The 20,231-nt window shown below is 61.5% G+C and carries 18 protein-coding genes; 1 reads left to right on the top strand and 17 read right to left on the bottom strand.

Annotated features, from left to right (window positions below; genetic code table 11):
- Positions 1-11 precede the first annotated feature (11 nt).
- Both AAIL67_RS08900 and AAIL67_RS08905 read right to left on the bottom strand, forming a co-directional pair.
- Positions 12-959 (bottom strand): alpha/beta hydrolase, encoded by a 948-nt coding sequence (locus tag AAIL67_RS08900; protein ID WP_343483806.1) that lies wholly within the window; start codon positions 957-959, stop codon positions 12-14.
- 53 nt (positions 960-1,012) lie between these two features.
- A complete protein-coding gene (locus AAIL67_RS08905) occupies positions 1,013-2,473 on the bottom strand; it encodes an NAD(P)/FAD-dependent oxidoreductase (protein ID WP_343483807.1) in 1,461 nt (486 codons plus the stop codon).
- Positions 2,474-2,703: 230 nt separating this feature from the next.
- Between AAIL67_RS08905 and AAIL67_RS08910 the strand changes: the two genes are divergently transcribed.
- Positions 2,704-3,711 (top strand): AraC family transcriptional regulator, encoded by a 1,008-nt coding sequence (locus AAIL67_RS08910; RefSeq protein WP_343483808.1) that lies wholly within the window; start codon positions 2,704-2,706, stop codon positions 3,709-3,711.
- A gap of 159 nt (positions 3,712-3,870) precedes the next feature.
- Here the strand turns inward: AAIL67_RS08910 and AAIL67_RS08915 are convergent, their stop codons facing one another.
- The 15 genes from AAIL67_RS08915 to AAIL67_RS08985 all read right to left on the bottom strand — a co-directional run bounded on the left by AAIL67_RS08915 (position 3,871) and on the right by AAIL67_RS08985 (position 20,201).
- Complete coding sequence (locus tag AAIL67_RS08915; RefSeq protein WP_280031539.1) at positions 3,871-4,830, bottom strand: Gfo/Idh/MocA family oxidoreductase; 960 nt, start codon at positions 4,828-4,830, stop codon at positions 3,871-3,873.
- 89 nt (positions 4,831-4,919) lie between these two features.
- Positions 4,920-5,789 carry a class III extradiol dioxygenase subunit beta gene (locus AAIL67_RS08920; protein ID WP_003054198.1) on the bottom strand — a complete coding sequence of 290 codons (870 nt, stop codon included), beginning with the start codon at positions 5,787-5,789 and terminating at the stop codon, positions 4,920-4,922.
- 3 nt (positions 5,790-5,792) lie between these two features.
- Entirely contained in the window at positions 5,793-6,242 is a 450-nt protein-coding gene (gene ligA, locus AAIL67_RS08925; RefSeq protein ID WP_046460217.1) for a protocatechuate 4,5-dioxygenase subunit alpha, read from the bottom strand.
- 81 nt (positions 6,243-6,323) lie between these two features.
- Positions 6,324-7,241: an amidohydrolase family protein gene (locus AAIL67_RS08930; RefSeq protein ID WP_280040872.1), complete on the bottom strand. Its 918-nt coding sequence runs from the start codon at positions 7,239-7,241 to the stop codon at positions 6,324-6,326.
- 30 nt (positions 7,242-7,271) lie between these two features.
- Positions 7,272-8,261 (bottom strand): MBL fold metallo-hydrolase, encoded by a 990-nt coding sequence (locus AAIL67_RS08935; RefSeq protein ID WP_003067556.1) that lies wholly within the window; start codon positions 8,259-8,261, stop codon positions 7,272-7,274.
- 44 nt (positions 8,262-8,305) lie between these two features.
- The gene (gene ligK, locus AAIL67_RS08940; protein WP_003075867.1) at positions 8,306-8,989 is read right to left on the bottom strand and encodes a 4-carboxy-4-hydroxy-2-oxoadipate aldolase/oxaloacetate decarboxylase; all 684 of its coding nucleotides are present in this window, start codon (positions 8,987-8,989) and stop codon (positions 8,306-8,308) included.
- Between the two features lie 133 nt (positions 8,990-9,122).
- Positions 9,123-10,151, bottom strand: a complete 1,029-nt coding sequence (locus AAIL67_RS08945; RefSeq protein WP_343483810.1) for an amidohydrolase family protein — start codon at positions 10,149-10,151, stop codon at positions 9,123-9,125.
- A gap of 40 nt (positions 10,152-10,191) precedes the next feature.
- On the bottom strand, positions 10,192-11,589 hold the full coding sequence (locus tag AAIL67_RS08950; protein ID WP_003067553.1) for an MFS transporter: 1,398 nt from the start codon (positions 11,587-11,589) through the stop codon (positions 10,192-10,194).
- A gap of 161 nt (positions 11,590-11,750) precedes the next feature.
- On the bottom strand, positions 11,751-12,443 hold the full coding sequence (locus tag AAIL67_RS08955) for a molybdate ABC transporter substrate-binding protein (protein ID WP_003067552.1): 693 nt from the start codon (positions 12,441-12,443) through the stop codon (positions 11,751-11,753).
- 389 nt (positions 12,444-12,832) lie between these two features.
- Entirely contained in the window at positions 12,833-13,336 is a 504-nt protein-coding gene (locus tag AAIL67_RS08960) for a hypothetical protein (RefSeq protein WP_034379441.1), read from the bottom strand.
- Positions 13,337-13,510: 174 nt separating this feature from the next.
- Positions 13,511-13,858, bottom strand: coding sequence for a hypothetical protein (locus AAIL67_RS08965; protein ID WP_034379442.1), 348 nt, complete (start codon positions 13,856-13,858; stop codon positions 13,511-13,513).
- Entirely contained in the window at positions 13,855-15,240 is a 1,386-nt protein-coding gene (locus AAIL67_RS08970) for a cytochrome P450 (RefSeq protein ID WP_343483811.1), read from the bottom strand. Before AAIL67_RS08970 ends, AAIL67_RS08965 begins: the two co-directional genes overlap by 4 nt.
- Positions 15,237-16,547, bottom strand: a complete 1,311-nt coding sequence (locus AAIL67_RS08975; RefSeq protein WP_343483812.1) for a hypothetical protein — start codon at positions 16,545-16,547, stop codon at positions 15,237-15,239. Before AAIL67_RS08975 ends, AAIL67_RS08970 begins: the two co-directional genes overlap by 4 nt.
- A 37-nt stretch (positions 16,548-16,584) precedes the next feature.
- A complete protein-coding gene (locus AAIL67_RS08980) occupies positions 16,585-18,021 on the bottom strand; it encodes a capsular biosynthesis protein (protein WP_179626297.1) in 1,437 nt (478 codons plus the stop codon).
- A gap of 161 nt (positions 18,022-18,182) precedes the next feature.
- Positions 18,183-20,201: a capsular polysaccharide biosynthesis protein gene (locus AAIL67_RS08985; protein ID WP_343483813.1), complete on the bottom strand. Its 2,019-nt coding sequence runs from the start codon at positions 20,199-20,201 to the stop codon at positions 18,183-18,185.
- Between the last annotated feature and the right edge of the window lie 30 nt (positions 20,202-20,231).

The following is a 20,231-nucleotide window of genomic DNA, read 5'->3' on the forward strand; positions in this document are numbered from 1 at the left end:
CGCGGGCCTCCTCAGTGGGCTCTTGTTTTGAGCAGCGCAGCAAAGCGCTCGATGCTGTGCGTGATGACAGCCTGCGCGCCGGGCGACCAGCGGCCCATGTCGAAGAAGCCGTGGATCATGCCTGCACCTTCAATCAGCTCGGCCTGGCCGCCTGCAGCACGCAGCGCCTCGGCATAGGCCGCGCCCTGATCACGCAGCGGATCGAACTCGGCATTCACGATCACAGCGGACGGCAGGTTTGCCAGACTCTTGGCCTGCAGCGGTGCCAGGCGCGGATCCAGCGCATCGGGGGAGGTGCCGGCGTAATGGTTGTAGAACCAGGCCATGGTCTCGGCCTCCAGGAAATAGCCCTTGGCGTTCTGCTCGGCGCTGGCGTACTCGGCGGCAGCGTGGTCTACCGCAGGGTAGATGAGAAATTGCGCAGCCAGAGGAATGCCCGCATCGCGCAGCTGCTGCGTCACCACGGCGCAGAAGTTGCCGCCAGCGCTATCGCCGGCCACGGCCACGGTGGCGTTGCCCCCCAGCTCATACGCATTGGCGACCACCCATCTGGCGGCAGCCACGGCATCCTCGATGCCTGCGGGGAAGGGATGCTCGGGGGCAAGCCGGTAGTCCACCGACACCACCACGGCCTGCGCGCCACGGCAGATCTCGCGGCACATGTTGTCATGGGTGTCCAGGTTGCCGATGACATAGCCTCCGCCGTGGAAATAGACCACGGAGGGAAAAGGCCCAGCGCCCTCGGGCCGATAGATGCGCGCGGCCACAGGGCCTGCGCCGCCGGGCACGGTGATGTCCTGAACGCTGGCCACGGGCACGATCTGCTCCGGTGTGAGCGAGCCACGGGTCAGCGCCAGATAGCCTGCGCGGCCTTCTTCGGGCGTGCCATCGGCGGTGGCTTTCCTGTTGGCAGCGGCCAGTTGCTGCAGGACGCCGGCCAGGTGTGGATCGAGAGCCATGGATGAAGTCTCCTGTCGTTATAAAGAGTGAGGGAACGGATACAGGGGCGGACCTAGCGATAGGCCAAGGCAGCGTCCTGCAGCGATGCGGCGGTCAGAACCACGCGCTCTTCGGCGTACTCCAGGTCATGCCTCCAGGGCTGGCGGTCGCCCTGGCCGAACATGGCATCCTGCGCACGCAGCACATAGCCGGCGTTGAAGTTGTCGGCCTCTATCCATGACAGGCGCTGCATACCGACATCGGCTGCAGCCACCGTGGGCCGCACCTCGGCATGGCCTTGCTCGTGCATATGGGCAAGCAGGCGGCACACCCAGTCGCACACCAGGTCGCAGCGCAGCGTCCAACTGGAGCGGAAATAGCCCTGGGTGTAGGCCATATTGGGCATGCCCTCGATCATCACGCCCCGGTAGGAGATGCGCTCGCGAAAATCCACCGGCGCGCCATCCACGCTGAACGCAATGCCGCCGAAAAGCTTGAGATTGAAGCCCGTGGCAGTAACGATGATGTCGGCGTCCAGATGCCCGCCGCCCTTCAGCTGGATGCCGCTGGCGTCGAAGTTCTCTATGGTGTCCGTCACCACCGAGGCCTTGCCCTCTCGCATGGCCTGGAAGAAGTCGCCGTTGGGCACCACGGCAATGCGCTGCTGCCAGGGGCGGTAGCTGGGGTTGAAGTGCCTGTCGATGTCAAAGCCCTCGGGCAGATGGGAGCGGATCTCGCCAAGCAGGAAAGCGCGCATCGCTTCGGGGTGTTGCCTCGAGGTCTGCACGATCTCGTCGGTGCGCGCGATGAAGGCGCGGCGCATGATCTCGTGGTACCAGTCCTCGGGCAGGTTCAAAGGCTTGAGCAGCGGCACCAGCGGATGCTCGGACGCGGGCAGGAAAAAGGTGGGTGAGCGCTGCAGCATGGTCACATGGCCCGCATCCGGCGCCAGGCTGGGGATCAGCGTGGCCGCCGTGGCGCCCGAGCCTATGACCACGATGCGCTTGCCCGCGTAATCCAGGTCCTGCGGCCAGTGCTGCGGGTGAATGACCTGGCCCTTGAAGTCCTTGAGCGTCGGCCACTCGGGCGTATAGCCCTGGCCGTGGTCGTAATAGCCGGCACAGACCCAGAGAAAACCCGTGGTGAAGGTCTGCACCTCGTCCGAGCCGCTGTGGGTGACTTCCAGTGTCCAGAGCCTGTCTTCACAGGACCATCGGGCCGATTGCACCTTGTGGCCGTAGCGGATCAGCGGGGCCAGATCGTTCTCCTTAATGGTCTCGGCCAGGTAGTGGCGAATCTCGTCCGCCGTGGCGATGGCATTGCCCGTCCAGGGCTTGAAGCCATAGCCATAGGTGAACAGGTCGCTGTCCGAGCGCGCCCCCGGGTAGCGGTGCGTCCACCATGTGCCGCCGAAGCCCTCCATGGCTTCGAGGATGGCGAGGCTGCGGTCCGCGAACTGCTCGCGCAGATGACGGGCCGCACCAATGCCGGAAATACCGGCGCCGATGATGAGAAAGTCAAAATGCTGTGCCATACCGGGTGTCTCCTGCTTGTCTGCTGGGGCGTGAGCCGACAGGAATGAGCAGGGATCACGGCCTTGAGGTGAAGCTCCAGCCTGGGCCCGACTTGCGTCAATCGTGTCTGTCACGCAGCCATGCTAGGTCTAGCCCTCTGGCAAAACTTGTGTTTGCGCGACAGGATTTTGATGTTGAACGACATGCAGTACATACCCCGATGCCTGCCAAACACGCTGATTCCGCCGTCATGACCAGTGTCCGCGCCGCCGCGCTCGCGGGCTTTGAAGACCTGGTGCGCGCACAGGGCGGCGACCCCGCCGCCATCCTGCGCGCCTGCGGCCTGGTGCCGGAAGATCTGGCCGACCCCGAGCGCTACCTGCCCAGCCACGCCGTGGCCCTGGTCATAGAGGAAGCCGCCTGCGTGCTGGGCGTGCACGATTTCGGGCTGCGCCTGTGCGCGCAGCAAGGTGTCGAAACCCTGGGCCTGCTGGGGCTGGTCATACAGTCCGCGCCCACCGTGCGCGAGGGCATGATGCAGGGCGGAAAGTACGTCCACTTCCACAACCCCACCCTGAGCTACAGAACCTTCATGGCGCCTGACGAGGGGCTGGAATGCGTGGAAGTGCTGTCACGCCTGCCCTCCCACGCCTCCATGCCCCAGGGCACGGAAATCTGCGTGGCCTATATGTGCCGCCTGATCCATGTGCTGTCCGAAGGCGCGCTGCGCCCCGCGGCCATCCATCTGCGCCATGCCCCCGTGGGCAGCAGCGCGCAATACCAACGGCACCTGGGCCAGTTGCCGCGTTTTCGCTCCAGCTTTGACGGCATTGCCATCGACCCGCTGGCCTGGCGTCAGCCCATGCCTAGACACAACCGGCTGCTGCAGCAGTTTGTCGAACGTTTCCTGTTGGGAGCAGCGCCGGGCAGGGATACCGGCGTGACAGACCAGGTGCGCAGCGCGCTGGCCAATCTGGTCCGCATGGGCATGGCCGACCTGCCCTCGGTGGCACGCGCCCTGAGCCAGCACCCGCGCACCCTGCAGCGACGCCTGCAGGCGGAAGGCTCAGCCTTCGAAGAACTGCGCGATAGCGCGCGCAAGACCTGGGTAGCGCAATTGCTTGCGCAGCCCGACCTGCGTCTTGGTCATATCGCGCAATTGCTGGGGTATTCAGACCAGGCTGTGCTCACCCGAGCGTGCCAGCGCTGGTTTGGCCAATCCCCCCGTCAGCTCCGCCATGGTTTCCGGGACGCATAGCCCCGCTATAGGGTATAGGGCCTGAATTCGGCCACACAGGAATGTGACTACGACTTCCTCTCGCAGCGACAGAGACTTTGCGCGATGAAACAAGCCCCCGCAGCCACAGGCTGCGGGGGCTTTCGTGCGGAGATGCGCCAGGCAATCAGTCCGCGCTGATCAATCCGCGTTCAGTTGCTGCTCCAGATCGTGCAAGACCTTGTAGCAGTTGAACACCTGCTGCACGCTGGAGTTGGGTTCGCGGCCTTCGCGGATGGCTGCGAAGAATTCGCGGTCCTGCAGCTCGATGCCGTTCATGGACACGTCAACCTGAGACACGTCGATCTTCTCGTCCTTGCCGGTGTACAGATCGTCGTAGCGCGCAAGGTAGGTGCCGGTGTCACCGATGTAGCGGAAGAAGGTGCCCAGAGGGCCGTCGTTGTTGAACGACAGGCTCAGCGTGCAGATCGCGCCGTTGGCGGCCTTGAGCTGGATGCTCATGTCCATGGCGATGCCCAGATCCTTGTGGATGGGGCCTTGCACGGCGTTGGCCTTGACGATGGGGCTGCCGGCCTGGTAGGCGAACAGGTCCACGGTGTGGGCAGCATGGTGCCACAGCAGGTGGTCGGTCCAGCTGCGGGCCTGGCCCAGCGCATTCATATTAGTGCGGCGGAAGAAGTAGGTCTGCACATCCATCTGCTGGATGTTGAACTCGCCGGCCTCGATCTTCTTGTGCACCCACTGGTGGCTGGGATTGAAGCGGCGGGTATGGCCCACCATGGCCACCAGACCGGTCTGCTTTTGCAGCTCGGCCACTTCCTGGGCGTCCTTCAGAGCATCGGCCAGAGGAATCTCGACCTGCACATGCTTGCCGGCCTTCATGCAGGCAATGGCCTGCTCGGCGTGCATCTGCGTGGGCGTGCACAGGATCACGGCATCGACTTCGGGCAGCGCCAGGCTTTCGGCCAGATCGGTTGCCACGTGCTTGATGCCGTATTTGTCGGCCACTTCCTTGGTCTGGTCAAAACGGCGACCGACCAGGGAGACGACTTCCACGCCGTCGATGTTCTTGATGCCGTCCAGGTGCTTGATGCCGAAGGCACCTGCGCCAGCCAGCGCTACTTTGATGGTCTTGCTCATGATTGGGATCTCCGTAGAGCCGCCTCAAGGAGGCGAAGCCCCCCACAGGGGGGCAGTGAATACGCGAAGCAGCGAACGTGGTGAAACGTTTACTGATTCTCGAGGATCAGATGGCCCACTGCGGTGTTCGATGCGGGCACATGGTAGAAGCGGTGCGCCACCTTGGGCAGCGGTGCGGGGCCGTCCACATCAGACATGGCGCCGCGCGCGATCAGCCACATCACCAGCTCGATGCCTTCCGAGCCGGCTTCGCGCACGTAGTCGATATGTGGCATCTGCGCCAGACCGTGGGGGTTCTCGACCAGCAGGTCCAGGAACTGGTTGTCCCATTCCTTGTTGATCAGGCCAGCGCGCGCACCCTGCAACTGGTGGCTCATGCCGCCCGTGCCCCAGATATGCACATTGATGTCCTGGTCGTAGCTCTCCACGGCCTTGCGGATGGCGCGGCCCAGGTTGAAGCAGCGCTGGCCGGTGGGCACGGGATACTGCACCACGTTCACAGCGAAGGGGATCACCGGGCAGGGCCAGGAGCCGGTCTTGGGGTCCTGCTCGCCGCACATCAGCGACAGCGGCACCGTGAGGCCGTGGTCCACGTCCATCTTGTTGACGATGGTCAGGTCGAAGTCCTGCTGAATCACGGACTGGGCAATGTGGCTGGCCAGATCGGGATGGCCGACCACCTTGGGCACGGGGCGCGGGCCCCAGCCTTCGTCGGCGGGCTGAAATTCCGCAGCCGTGCCGATGGCGAAGGTGGGAATGCAGTCCAGGCTGAAGGCCGTGGCGTGGTCGTTGTAGACCAAGAAGATCACATCGGGCTTGTTGTCCTTCATCCACTGGCGCGAGAAGTCATAGCCCTTGAACAGAGGCGCCCAATAGGCTTCCTGGGTCTTGCCCATGTCCATGGCGGCGCCGATGGCAGGCACATGCGAGGTGAAAACGGATGCGGTGATGCGTGCCATGTCTTAGTTGCCTTCCTTGTTCTGGTTGCCTGCGCTGCCCTGGGGTTGATGGTGTGCCTGCGCATCACCGTCCTCGCCCACATAGCGGTTGCCTTCGGCAGAGCGGCCGCCGCCCATCATCATGGCGCGGTACTCTTCTTCGGTCATACCGGTCATGGAGCCAGCCATCTGCTGGAAGCTCTTGCCGTCGGTGGCGCCGATCTTGGCCAGGAAGTAGATATTGCCGCCGGTGCGCATGCACCAGTTCAGATCGCGCGCCAGCACGGCCTGCTTCTGCTCCTCGGTCATCGCCCACTCGTCGAGATAGGCACGCTCGTCGGCGCGAAAGCGCTCGCGGTTCTCGGCCTTCATCAGACTCATGCAGAACTGGTTGAGCCAGTAGCCCTTGCGGGACTGCTCGGCATCGAAAATGATGGTGCCGGGCACGTCCAGATACGGTTTTTCCAAAGCCATAAATTCTCCTCGTTACGGATGGCGCAGCCCATGCGACAAGGCTGCGGCCTGTTTCCGGGTGTATGTGTCGCCGGAACTCCGTCAGACCTCTTCGGGCCAGTACAGACGCATGGGGTTGTCCACCAGCAGCTTTTGCTGCAACTCTGCGGTGGGAGCGATATGAGGAATGAAGTCCACCAGCAGGCCGTCGTCGGGCATATGGTCCTTCAGGTTGGGGTGCGGCCAGTCCGTGCCCCAGAGCACGCGATCGGGGAACTCCTCGACCACGCGGCGCGCGAAAGGCACCACGTCCTGGTAGGCATTCTGCTCACCATGAAGGGCCTTGGGGCCGGTGACGGACAGGCGCTCTGGGCAGGAAACCTTGCTCCACACGTTCTGGTGCTCGCGCATGAACTTCAGGAACAGCGCGAACTCTTCGCTGTCCACGCCCTTGGTCACGTCGGGGCGGCCCATATGGTCGACCACCACGGTGGTGGGCAGCGCAGTGAAGAAGTCCCACAGCTCGGGCAGATCCACGGCTTCGAAATAAATCACCACATGCCAGCCCAGCTTGGCGATGCGGCCGGCGATCTCCATCAGCTCGTCCTTGGGCGTGAAGTCCACCAGGCGCTTGACGAAGTTGAAGCGCACGCCGCGCACGCCGGCGTCATGCAGCTCCTGCAGTTCGGCATCGCTGATAGAGCGCTTGACCGTGGCCACGCCACGGGCCTTGCCGCCCGAGGACTTGCAGGCATCGACCATGGCACGGTTGTCCGCACCGTGGCAGGTGGCCTGCACCACCACATTGCGCGCAAAACCCAGGTGGTCGCGCAGTGCATACAGCTGGGCCTTGCTGGCGTCGCAGGGGGTGTACTTGCGCTCGGGGGCGAAGGGGAACTCGTTGCCGGGGCCGAACACATGGCAGTGCGCATCCACAGCGCCGGCAGGCAGCTTGAACTGGGGCTTGCTGGGGTTGGCATACCAGTCCAGCCAGCCGGGGGTCTTTTCAAATTGGCTCATATCAATCCAGTCCTTATCTTGAAAAAGTGATCAGATCACCATCAAATCCTTGCCCACTACGGCATCGCCCTTGAAATGCTGGCGCACATCGGACAGCAGCATTTCGTCGGTGATGCTGGGGTCGTCGCCCGGCACGATGTGCGAGAGCACCAGCTTCTTAACGCCGGCAGCCGCAGCGATGCGGCCCACATCCACCGAGGTGGTGTGGCAGGCCAGCAGATGCTCCTTGAGCGTGGCGGCATTGGGCACGCGCTTGACCATGGCGTCCACGGCGGGCACATAGATCACCTCGTGCACCAGCACATCGGCGCCCTTGGCCAGCTCGGCCACGGCCGGGCAGTAGGTCGTGTCGCCCGAGAAGACCACCGAGCGGTCCTTGGTGTCGAAGCGCAGCGCAAAGGAGTCCGCGATGGGCGGATGAATATTGCGCACCGCCGTCACCTTGACCTTGTCGTTCTCCAGAATCACGCCGGGCTTGGAGAACTCGTGCGTTTTCACCATCTTGCGCAGATCGGGCTTGCTCTCGTCGGGGATGCGGATATCGATGTCGAACTTCATGGATTCCATGAAGGCCTTGGTCATCGCATCCAGCGTCGGCGGCCCCCAGACATCGACCTGGTTGCGCAGGCCGGCAGCCCAGGCCGAATACAGCAAGGGGCCGTACTCCAGGTTGTGGTCCGAGTGCATATGCGTGATGAACACCTTGCTCAGACGCGGCAGCGCAATGCCGGCCTTGACCAGCTGGGCCGCCACGCCATAGGCGCAATCGACGACGAACGGCTCGCCGTCGATCAGCAGCACGCTGGCCGGGTTGGAGCGCTCGCCGCCCACGCGCGGGCCACCCTTGGTGCCCAGCAGCACGAGCTGCGTGCCCTTGTTCCCGGCAGCGGCCTTGACAGCCTGCGCCAGCGCATTGCCGGCAGTGCCCAGACCCAGTGCGCCGGCGCCAGCCAGACTGGCCGCTGCGGCGAGGCAGTGACGGCGCGAGAGGTTCACGGAAGATTTGAAGGAAGAGAACATGCGGTTGCTCCTGTTGTAATGATTTTTGAGGACCGATGTTCCGATTAGTCGATGTACTTGAGACCAGCCTTTTCCAGGGGCTCGCGCATCTTGTACATATCCAGGCCCAGAACGCCCGAAGCCAGCTTGGCGCGCTTTTCGCCTTCGAAGCTTTCGCGCTTCTGGGCAGCGGCCAGCACTTCCACGGCACGCGCGGCGGGCACGCAGACCACGCCGTCGTCGTCGGCCACGATCACGTCACCGGGCGTGACCAGCATGCCGGCGCAGACGATGGGGATGTTGACCGAGCCCAGGGTGGCCTTGATCGTGCCCTTGGAAGAGATGGCCTTGCTCCAGACCGGGAAGTCCATCTCCTGCAGCGTCTTCACGTCGCGCACGCCGGCATCGATGATCAGCGCGCGTGCGCCGCGCGCCTGGAAGCTGGTGGCCAGCAGGTCGCCGAAGTAGCCGTCGGAGCACTCGGCGGTGACGGCAGCAACCACGATGTCGCCGGGCTGAATCTGTTCGGCAGCGACATGCATCATCCAGTTGTCGCCGGGCTGCAGCAGCACCGTGACGGCGGTGCCAGAGACCTGCTTGCCGGCGTAGATGGGGCGCATATAGGGCTTGAGCAGGCCGACGCGGCCCATGGCCTCGTGCACGGTGGCGGAGCCCAGGGCGGCCAGGCCGTCAGCAGCAGCGCGGTCGGCGCGCTGGATATTGCGGTAGACAACTCCCAGTTCGTACATGGAAATACCTCTTTGCTTTGACGTTATTGAATCCAAAAAGTGAGCTGGTAGCGCTTGTCATTCATCAGATATGAATAGTTTTCTTATTGAAAACCTTTCAGACCGTACGCCAGCAGCTCTCTTTTTTGAGAAGTTACAGACCCTTGGCCTTGAGTGCCTTGTCCAGGCGCGTGAACACGCGGCGAGCATTGCCTTCATAGACGGCGTGCTTTTCATCGGCCGTCAGGTTCTGCGTGGCTTCGATGTAGCGCTTGGTGTCGTCGTAGTAGTGACCGGTCTGCGGATCGATGCCGCGCACGGCGCCGATCATTTCGCTGGCGAACAGAATGTTCTTGGTGGGAATCACTTCCGTCAGCAGATTGATACCGGGCTGGTGATACACGCAGGTGTCGAAGTAGATGTTGTTGAGCAGATGCTCTTCCAGCAGCGGCTTCTTCATCTCCTGCGCCAGACCGCGGAAACGGCCCCAGTGGTAAGGCACGGCGCCGCCGCCATGGGGGATCAGGAACTTCAGGGTCGGGAAGTCCTTGAACAGATCCGAAGTCAGGCACTGCATGAATGCCGTGGTGTCGGCATTCAGATAGTGGCTGCCCGTGGTGTGAAAGCATGAATTGCAGCTGGTGGAGACGTGGATCATCGCGGGGATGTCGTACTCCACCATCTTTTCGTAGATGGGGTACCAGCTCTTGTGGGACAGCGGGGGCGAAGTCCAGTGGCCGCCCGAGGGATCGGGGTTCAAGTTGATGCCCACGTTGCCGTATTGCTCCACGCATTTGACCAGCTCGGGAATGCAGGTCGCAGGGTCCACGCCGGGCGACTGGGGCAGCATGGCGGCGGGAATGAAGTGGTCGGGGAACAGCTCGCTGACGCGGAAGCACAGCTCGTTGCAGATGGCTGCCCAGGTGCTCGATGTCTGGAAGTCACCGATGTGGTGCGCCATGAACGAGGCACGGGGGCTGAAGATGGTCAGATCGGAACCACGCTCCTTCATCAGGCGCAGCTGGTTGGTCTCGATGGTCTCGCGGATTTCATCGTCGCTGATCTTCAGATCGGCCACCGACGGGGTCTTGCTCGGGTCCTTGAGGCCTGCGATCTGCAGATCGCGCCATGCGCCCAGAGCCGCAGGCGCCGTGGTGTAGTGACCGTGTACGTCAATGATCATCTTCAAGCTCCGTTAAAAAATAATTCGTCTATCAAAAAGTTCAGTGCGCGCCGCCCAGGCCCAGCATGGAGGTGCGCGGTGCGCCGCCGGCATAGCGGTTCTTGACCAGCAGCGCCAGCGCGGCGATGACGCCGGGAATGGCAACCACCATGAAGACCTGCGGCAGCTCCAGGTGACGGCGCGACAGCTCGGCCACCAGGAAAGAGCCTGCAATGCCGCCAAAGCGGCCGATGCCCAGCATCCAGGACACGCCACTGGCGCGGCATTCCGTGGGGTAGTACTCGGCAGCCAGCGCCTGCATGGACGACTGTGCCGCATTCATCAGCAAACCGGCAATGAATACCGAAGCCACCAGCATGCCCACGCCGCCGCCGAGCACCTGGCCGATGAAGGCCACGCCCAGGCTCGTCAGGAAGTAGCCCGTCGCGATGATCAGATTGGCATTCCAGCGGTCCATCAGCAAACCGACGAAGATCGCGCCCACGCCGCCGAGCTGGAACAGCGCGGCAATCACGGCCGCCTGGCTGGCGGGCACGCCTGCTTCCTTGAACAGCACAGGCATCCAGTTGACCAGGCCATAGACGATCACCAGGCCCATGAAATACGTCACCCACAGGGCCAGCGTGCCGACCAGATATTTCTGCGAGAACACCAGACGCAGGCCCTGAGGACCCTGCTGTGCCTGGGCAGCCGCCTCGCCGCCGTCGTTCAGCACAAAACGCGCTGCATTGCGGGTGCCAGCGGCGATGCGCACCATCACCTTGCGCACGCGGTCTGCCGAGTAGTTCTTGAGCACCATGAAGCGCACCGACTCGGGCAGCATCACGATCATCAGCACGGCCAGGATCAGGGGCACCACACCGCCCACGATCAGCAGGCTGCGCCAGCCGAAATGCGGAATCATCCAGGCCGCGATAAAGCCGCCGAAGGCCGAGCCGATGGGGAAGCCGCAGAACATGCAGTTGGTGATGAAGGAACGCTTGCTGTCAGGGCAGTATTCGTTCATCAGCGTGATGGCGTTGGGCATGGCAGCGCCAAGACCCAGGCCGGTGATGAAGCGCCAGATGGTCAGGCCTTGCAGATCGTGCACCAGACCGGAAGCAATCGATGCACCGCCCATCACCACCGAGGCGATGATCAGCACGGTCTTGCGGCCCACGCGGTCCGCCAGCGGACCCGCACCCAGCGCGCCGAACGCCAGGCCGAACAGGGCCGCGCTCAGCACCGGGCCCAGATGGGACTTGTCGATGCCCCATTCGCCAAGCAGCGAAGGCGCGATGAAGCCGATGGCGGCGGTATCAAAACCGTCGAGCAGAACAATCAAAAAACAGAGGAAGAAAATCCCCCACTGGAAGCGTGAAAACGGGCTCTCGTTGAGCACGGTCTGCACATTGACGACCGCAGGGCCGGTGTTCTGTTTGCTAGTTTGCGAAGTCATATTTGGAATCTCAGTTGCCTCTCTTTGTCGCCTCTATCTCCTGTCTCGCGGCTGGCGCCAAAGCCTCAAAGGCATCTGGTACGTCCGTCACGAAAGGGCTATGACTGCCCTTTTGCTGGATGGGGTGTCAGTGCCAGGCCCCCGCCTGGACACGAATCAATTCAAGCGGGCTCCATGCCCTGGCGGCGCTTGGCCGCTTCGGCTTCAGGCGAAGCCATGAAGGCCAGCAGACGCTGCACGGCATCCGCATGTGCCGAGCCCGTCACAACGCCGGCAGAAAATACCGTATCGATGGCAATCGCGGCAGGCAGGCCGCCCACGATCTGTATGCCCGCAACATGGATCAGCTCGCTCAGTTGCTGAAAGCCCAGCGCAACTTCGCCCGAAGCAATCATGGAGCCCACGGGAACGCCGGGCCGGGCCTGCACGATGCGGGGCTTGATCTCGTCGGCAATGCCCCAGCGCTCGAACAGCTTTTGCAGTGCCACACCGCTGGGGCCGGTGGAATAGCCAATGCTGGGCGCGGCCAGCACGGCAGCGCGCACGGCCTCTTCAGAACTGATATCGGGCTGCTCCGCAGCAGCAGGCACGGCCACGGCAGTACTGGAGAGCACCAAGTCCACCTTGCTGCCTGCAACCACACGGCCGGCGGCCTGCAGCTTGTCGATGGCGTTGGAGGCCAGGAAGACCACATCAAAGGCCTCTTCACCGGACTGCACACGCTGCGCGGCATCCACACCGCCCACGGATTCGATCTGCACCGGCTCGCCGCCCTGGGCCTGCCAGGCTGCAACCAGATCCGCCAGGACCTGGCGGGTTGCCATGGAAGAAATGCCATTGAGTGCTGCGCTCATGCCGGAAGACTCCTGAAGTGGATGCCATGGCTGCCCCGCGATCTCGAATGCCGCGTCCCGGCCATCGAGGCCTTTCAAGCCACTCCCGTCACGCTGCGGGCAGACTGCACCGGCAGGACGGGGCGCTCGACAGGGCGTGCATCAGGGCAACCATCTAGTCAAAACGAATGAGACTATTGTCGGCAGCCCCGCGCCCTCCCACTAGGCAAGCCCTCCGCTAGCAGCTATGCCGCAAAGGCATAGCAAAGTGCTTGCTCATAACACGTATAAATACCTACAAACAAAGCGCAAAGCCAATAAAAGGAAAAGGCTGAATGCTATTTTTTTAATAGCAATCAGCCTTTATTGCTGCGCATAAGCAACAGTGAATTTAGTGGTTAACCCCTAATTCAGTCATCATGGCGTCCATGCCCACGCCCGTGACCATGACCACGCCCCCGGTCATCGCGATCATGCCTGTCCCAGTCACGTCGATCGCGGCGATCGTCTCTGTCCCAGTGCCTATGATCCCGGCGGTCGTCATGCCAGTCGCGTCGCTCGTGGTGGTGGCGCGGCGGAGGTCCTGCACGCCAATGGGGTGGCGGATTGCGCAGGAAATAGACCGGCTGGCCGCAGGCGTGGTAGCGGCCGCAGTAGCGGCGCCAGTTGCGCGAATGGCCGGGCGGCACCCACATATAGATGGGCTGCACCTGCGGCACTACCGGGCCGCCCCACATTGGCTGGGCATACAGCAGCGGCGGTGGTGCATTACCGATATTGACCTGACCGTAAACCCCGGGCGCCAGCTGGCCTGAGATGGAGCCGCTGATATAGGCCTGTGCCTGGGCGGCACCCGCTGCGCAAACCAGCGCCAAGGCTGCCAGGCTGCGGATGAGTGAAGTGCGATTGGACATATGTCTCCATGCTCGATATAGATCACCGTGGGCCGGCGAGATCGCGCTTCGTCCCGGAAACGCTTAAGTCCTTAACGCGCCAGAGCCGAATCTCGCTGACCCGGACCGTGCATGAAGCGTAATGAGGCGTAATGAGCTCATCCGGCTCATGGGCTGGATGGCCTGGCAGCCCCGTCACCTGATCGTCTGGCCCTGCAGACCTTTTTTCAGAATCAGGTCCACCACGGGCTGCTCACGCTTGTTGGCACGCATGCAGTGATCCTTCTGGAAGCGATCGGTGATCCGGATGACCCAACGCGCCCAACGCTTGTTCTCGCGCTCGCGCCAGGCATGCGATGAAACGCTTTCCCAGGCATAGCCATTGAGCACTGCCGCATTGACAAAATGGTCCAGCGCCCGCACTCCGGCCCTGCCCCGCTCCGTCTTGCCGAACAGACCGACCCAGCAAAGAATCAGCCAGCCCACGACCGCCAGCGGGACGACTGCACACATCAGCGCAAAACCTGCCAGGCGCTCCTTCATGCAGCCTCTCTCTTGCGCAAATTGATGCGTACGCCATTTTCGGAGCGAATCGTCAGCCGCCCCACGGGCTGCGGCACATGGCCTGCCGCCGGCAGGATTTCATAGCGCTGCAGCAGACAGGCCAGAATCAAGACCGCCTCCTGCAAGGCAAATGCAGCTCCCAGGCACACGCGCGGACCCATGCTGAAAGGCATGTAGGCGTGTTTGATGGCTTCCTTGTCCTCCTCACGGTCAAAGCGATCCGGGTCGAAGGCATCGGGGTTCTTCCACCATTTTCGGTGGCGCTGCAGCAGCCAGGGCGCCACCACCACCGTGCTGCGCTCCTTCAGCTGCTTGCCCCTGATAGGGCAGGACTGAACATTCTCCCGGGCGAAGAAGCCCACAGGGGGAAACAGACGCAAGGTCTCCCGAAAGATATTCCAGACCTGAGAGAATCTCTTCATGTCTGCCTGCTGCGGCAGACGATCGCCAACCACCTCCACCACTTGCTCGTAGGCACGCTGCTGTATATCGGGTGACTGGGCCAGAAGATAGCTGGCCCAGGTCAGCGCGCTGGCCGAAGTTTCATGCCCTGCCAGAAACAGCATGGCGACCTGATTGACCAACTCTTCCTCGTTGAAAGGCTCGCCGGTGTTCGGATCCTTGGCCTGCATGAAGGCGGCAAGAATATCCTCCTGCTCCTCGGCCTCCCCCTTCAAATGCGCTTCATAGCGCGGCTTGATCATGGCGTGCAGCAAGCCACGAATCTCCCTGGCCGCCTGGTTGCTCTGCCAGCGATACCAGGGCATGGTCAACCAGCGAGCACCGAACAGCGCTGGCAGCATGAGCTTGGGTGCCAGTGACTGATAGCGGGCAAATGCCTCGAAGATGCGATGCGCATCCGGCCCCTGCATGGGCTTGGAGAAAATCGTGCGGAAAATGATGTCGGCCGTGACATGGGTCATCTCGATCTCGATGTCGTACGGCTGCGCCTCCTCCACGGCATCCAGGCGCTCCAGCATGGATTGCGCGGCTCCCAGCATGCGCGGGAAAGCGACGTTCACGCGCGCCTGGGCAAACGCGGGGTTCATCATGGTGCGCTGACGCTGCCACTGCTCGCCATTGGTCGTGAAGATGCTGTCTCCCAGCAAAGGCTCCAGCGATTCATGCAGCAGATGGCTTTTGGGAAACTGCTGCGCCTCGCTCTGCATGACTCTCTTGACCTCTTTGATGTCATTGAGCATGTAGAGATCCACGCCGGGCAGATGAACCTCACCCATCTGCATGCTGTAGCTGCGCTCGAACAGGGCGTCCATCCAGGAGCGCCGCGCATGCCAGAACATGCGCAGCTTCGATGTCTGTTCGGGGTGGGGCTTGGGATAAACGGGACAGAAACGACTCATCGCACCAATTTCCTCTCTATGTAGTCACGCATCGGACCGGCGCTGGTGAGCAACTCGAAATAATCATAGGCACCGGCAACTTCGCCGGCCATCAGATACTGAAAATGCATGCGCATCTTGTTCCTGCGCAACCAACGGTAGGTTGTCGGCAAAAACAGCTTGTGAAAGCGCGGGGAGCATATCGCTTGCGGATTGAATCCCCACTGCGGCCGGCGCTTGCTGGAATCAGCAACGGAGTTGACGGCCGAGGCCTCATCCTTACGCCCATCTTCGCGCAACGACAGCCCCACTACATCGCACATGCCGAAACACACGCTATCGCTGGGAGAAGAAATATCGGCCCAGTACACCGCTTCGTCCATGGCGACCTCACGCAAGGTTTGCCGCAACGCGCCAGCGCCGGGAAACAGCCCGAACAACGGAATGCAATTGCCCAGGGTGACCAAGCTCACCAGCGGCTTGCGAGAAGCGTGTGAGGATAACGGATCTTCAGCCAGCTTACGGCGAAGCGCCTGTGTCAGCTTCAGAGCCTGCACACTGCCGACACTGAAGCCGACCACGACCACCTCGCGCCAGCGCTGCTGCTGCATGGCCTGCGCCACCTCGGCGGCCATCGCCTCGATACGCGTATCCAGTACGGGGAATTCTTTCTTGGAGCTGGCATGGGCAAAGTTCAAAATTCTCAAAAGCCAGCTGATATGCAGATACCGGTCCAGCACAAAGCCGCCCCAGCAAGCGGCAGCAAGCACCGCAAGCATCAGTGCGAATGCGCCCGCTTTCGGCAAACCGTCCCATAGATTAACGAGCAAGAATCCCATGCCGATTCCGGCCAGCAGCACCAGCAGCACATAAAACAGCGGGTACATCAGCGCCCACAAAGTAAAACGCGCCTGCTCTCGCACAGGTTTGAGCCACTGCCTCAGATTCCAGATGGAAACATAGGTGCCCACTGCTTGGCGGAAAACCTCTGCCCGGCTCGAAGGCCAGTGCAGGCGGACCTGATCATGCCAGTCAAAGAAAACAAAATCGGCAGATGCAGTGTTTTCGGAATCCCTCTGAGAAACCCGCCATTGAGAATGCAATGATTTTTCTTGTGCGGCCTCACCCTCAGTCCACTTCTCTCTGCTGCCAATCGCGTATTTTTGATCCGTGGAAGCCACCGGCTGCTTTTGCGACTCGGCGCGCATCAAATGGTGATAATGCCTTGCACCGCGCGGATCAAAGCCGCCCATGAAGATCACCAGGCGCTCGCAATCACTTGCCTTCCCAAAAGACTCGAATGAGATATTCTTTTCTCTGCTAGTCATTGCACTCCGGGAAACAGGCCCCTCTCCATACCAAGGCTTATTCGACAGAGGCGACCCCCTGCAGCATAGAAGGCATGGCATTGGCCTGATTTTCCTGCCGGGAAACGAATACCGGCTCCACAGCCTCTTCCGGCCAAAGCAAGGGATCCACCGACGAACCGCCTCCCCACAGACGCTGAGCCATCTGGCCATCCAGCGCGGCCCCGCAACGCCATGAGACAGCCGAAAGCCGGCGATAGAAGCTGCCATTGATCTGCGTGCACTCTATCAAGGCCCTGCGAAAGCGCGAGAGCATATCCTGATCAGGAATGGCCTGATGGGCCCGAAACCAGAAATCCCGCATCTTGCCCTGAAAGGTCAAGCCTTCCAGATCATACAAGGCGTTGCCGCAGACCTTGACAGGGGCACCATGACCCAAAGCTGAAAGACCGGTCGTGCTATTGACCAGCACCACCCCCTTGGCATTCTTGAGCAACGATGGCAGATGCTGGTCATGGATATATAAGACCTTGCCCTGCAAACCATGACGCCTTGCCAACAGGCTGATGATATTGGCGTAGTTCCGGTGCCCCCGGTCCATGGGGTGGTGCTTGAACACCACCACGTCATCCGCAATCGACTTTCCACCTTCGGGCACGCCATTCGTGCGCTCCAGCGCCTGGGCCCTGGAAAATGAATGCAAAACGTGATTGATGAAATCTGTCACGAAATCATAGTTCGAGTGAACCACGATCTGGGCGTCGTTATAGACCTGCAAGGGCGCCAGAAAGAATTTCTTGCGCAAATCTCCAAGCAGCAGATTCTCAATTTCCTTTTCCGTGCGGCGATACCAGAATTTGCGCAGATAACTCAGCCACCACCAAGGCGCATCGCGCACGGTCATGCTTCTGTGATGCAGGGAGTTATTCCAGAACCACTGCCCCAGCCAGGCAGCGAAGAAATACAGCATGCCCCACATGGCCGAATGCCAGAATGAGTTCCCGACCTTCTTCCATGACTCCGTCACCGGTCCATTCGGATGAGAACGCTGTGGCTCAGTCTCTTGATGCGCCCTCTGTTTAAGCCATATGGCCAGTCTCTTTTCAAAATGAGAATGCCCGTTGACGCCCATGGGCTCAAAGGTGATGTGGTCGGGCCGCAGATAGCCTTCTTCAAACACGCCGAAGGCGCAACCCAGACGCTCCGTCATGGAGCGCACGCACGCATGCACAGGCCGGCAATCGCCGAACAGCAGCACCGCGTCAATCCGGTGCCTGATGATGAAGGCCTCCAGAACCTCGGGCCACTGTGCCAGTTCCCCCTTAAACGAATGGGCCTTGCGCGGATAGAACAGCCAATCCCCTGCATTGAAGTTGAACTTGAAAACAGTCGCCCCCACCGAGCGCAAGTCCTTGGCCAGGTTCCAGAAAAAAGGCCCTACCGGGCCTTGTAGCAGCAAAACACGTTTAGACGCAAATCCACTCTTGTTCTTCATGCGTTAGGAACTGCGGGCTGTCAGGCCGCTTGGTATCTTTATGGAGGCGTCATGAAATATGACCGCCCTATTTTAGGGGTTTCACCGAGAGAAACCTGTGCACATCACGGCACGTTGACAACAAATCGATGAAAAACAATTGCAAAAAAAGGTAAGTATCATCAATCCGACAAAATCGACTGAAGCAATACCCTGGATTTGCGCCATTGCCGCCTCAACCAGCCGGACTTCAGGCCCTGCAAACTGCCCGACTGCTCCAGGGCGGTACGTTGCTCAAGCAAGCGCCTGAGCACCGCTTCGCAGCTTGTGTAGCCTCTGAGCACCGGATCCCAGTACAAGGGATAGTGCAGCAGCGCCCCGGCAACCAGCTCATCCAGAGACAGCGAGCGGCTGCGGCGAGGCACGGGCAGACAGTCCTGCGTGAGGCCCCAACCGGCGTAGAACGGCCGCCCATGTACCACCACCTGCTTGTTGCGCAGCAAGGCATCAAAGCCGGTCAACGAGGTCATGGTCACCACCACGTCGCAAGCCTCGATACAGCTCACCACCGAAGCGTCTTGCTCCATGTGGTCGGCATACAGTAAAGCCTGAGCCGGCTCGACACGCCCCTTGCGATTGCCGCTGCTCACATCAGGGTGCGGCTTGAAGACAATGAAAGCATCGGGGAATGCAGAGCGTGCGGCCTGGAGCAGACCAAGATTTGTGCAAACACCCTCGGCGTCGCAACCAAAGCGAATGGATGCATCGTCCTCTACCTGACCCGGCACCAGCACCACTTGCCGACCGTCCTTCGGACGGTCCTTGTGGAACCAGTCCACCGGGCAATTGGGCTCCAGGTTGTACTTGGTGATGCCGTGCTCGACGATGAAGGCGCGCACATTGCGCGCACGCTCCAGGTCCTGCGCCGTGAATGCCCGGGAATTGAGCAGATCCTCCAGCTCCGAAGGCTGGCCCGGATCGAAATAAATGCCCTTGGCATCCAGCACAAAGGACTGCGGCGGGATCAGGTCGGAACCCAGCCCCACGGAGCGCACAAAGCCGTCCTCCATGCGAAGCAGGCGCACGCCCGATGCCGCAGCCAGTTCCTGCACTCCTTCGGGCGGAACACGGCCCCAGCAGACCAGACAGTCATCTCTTTCGGGCTTCAGCGCGGCAGCGGCATCCGCGCTGCGCGCGTGAACAACTCGCTTTGCATGCAAGGACAGCATCTGCCGAAAATTCCAGGCACGCCAGCGCGGAAAACCTACGCAAATCATCCGACCCGAGTAACGCTCGGCCATCTCCCGCTGCCTATCCAGCCAGACCGTCACATCTGCGATGGAGCCCAACTGCCTTGTTTCAGGATTCAGATATCGGGTGTAGTGCATATAGCCAGCGGCAAACAACTCGTCCACCGAGCGCCTGCACCCGGCCCGGCGCCCCATGGCTGCATGCTGCGGCTGGCGATCATCCGTCACACCCCAGCCCGCGTACCAGGGCACACCAAAGCAGACCACCGGCTTGCTGGCAAGCAAGGCCTCAAAGCCCATGGTCGAACTGACCACATAGACCTTGTCCATCTGAGCGATCAGGCTCATCGGGTTGACCGCATCACGCAACACCACCGTACGGGCATCGGGCTGCACGAGCGTCAGATAGCCGCCCTTGCGGCCCGAAGTCACTTCAGGGTGGGTCTTGATATAGACCGTGGCCTGCGGATTCTCGTCCAGCGCTGCCGCCAGCATGGCTTCAAACGTAGCGGCATCCGCCCCACCCTTGGCCACACTCATATCTCCAGCCGTCTGGTCCACCACCAGAACCCGCTGAACATCATCAGCGCGCAATACCCCTGCGGGCAGATCCGATGCATGGTTGTATTTGCTAAGGCCCGCTGAAAGCAGCTTCTCACGGGCCTGCCGCACCAGCGCTGCATCTGGTACCAGCACATCGGCATCGCTGCTCAGCAGTTGCTCCAATGCACTGGGTCGCGTGCAATCGTAGTAAATGCCTGCATCATCAACCACCAATGACAGCGGCGGAAAATGCTCTCCCGTGCCGAAGGAACGCAGAAAGCCATCCTCCAGCGCCACATAAGGCAAACCATGCTTGCCTGCATAGGCCACAGCCTTCCTGGTGGTAGGGCGCAGACCCCAGCCGGCTACCACATCAACCGGGGCAGCGCGCCACGCGCGCAAGCGCACTGGCGTCGCCTTTAGCAACACCGCAAGCAG

It is taken from the genome of Comamonas sp. A7-5, assembly GCF_039581385.1.
Classification (GTDB): Bacteria; Pseudomonadota; Gammaproteobacteria; order Burkholderiales; family Burkholderiaceae_C; genus Comamonas; species Comamonas thiooxydans.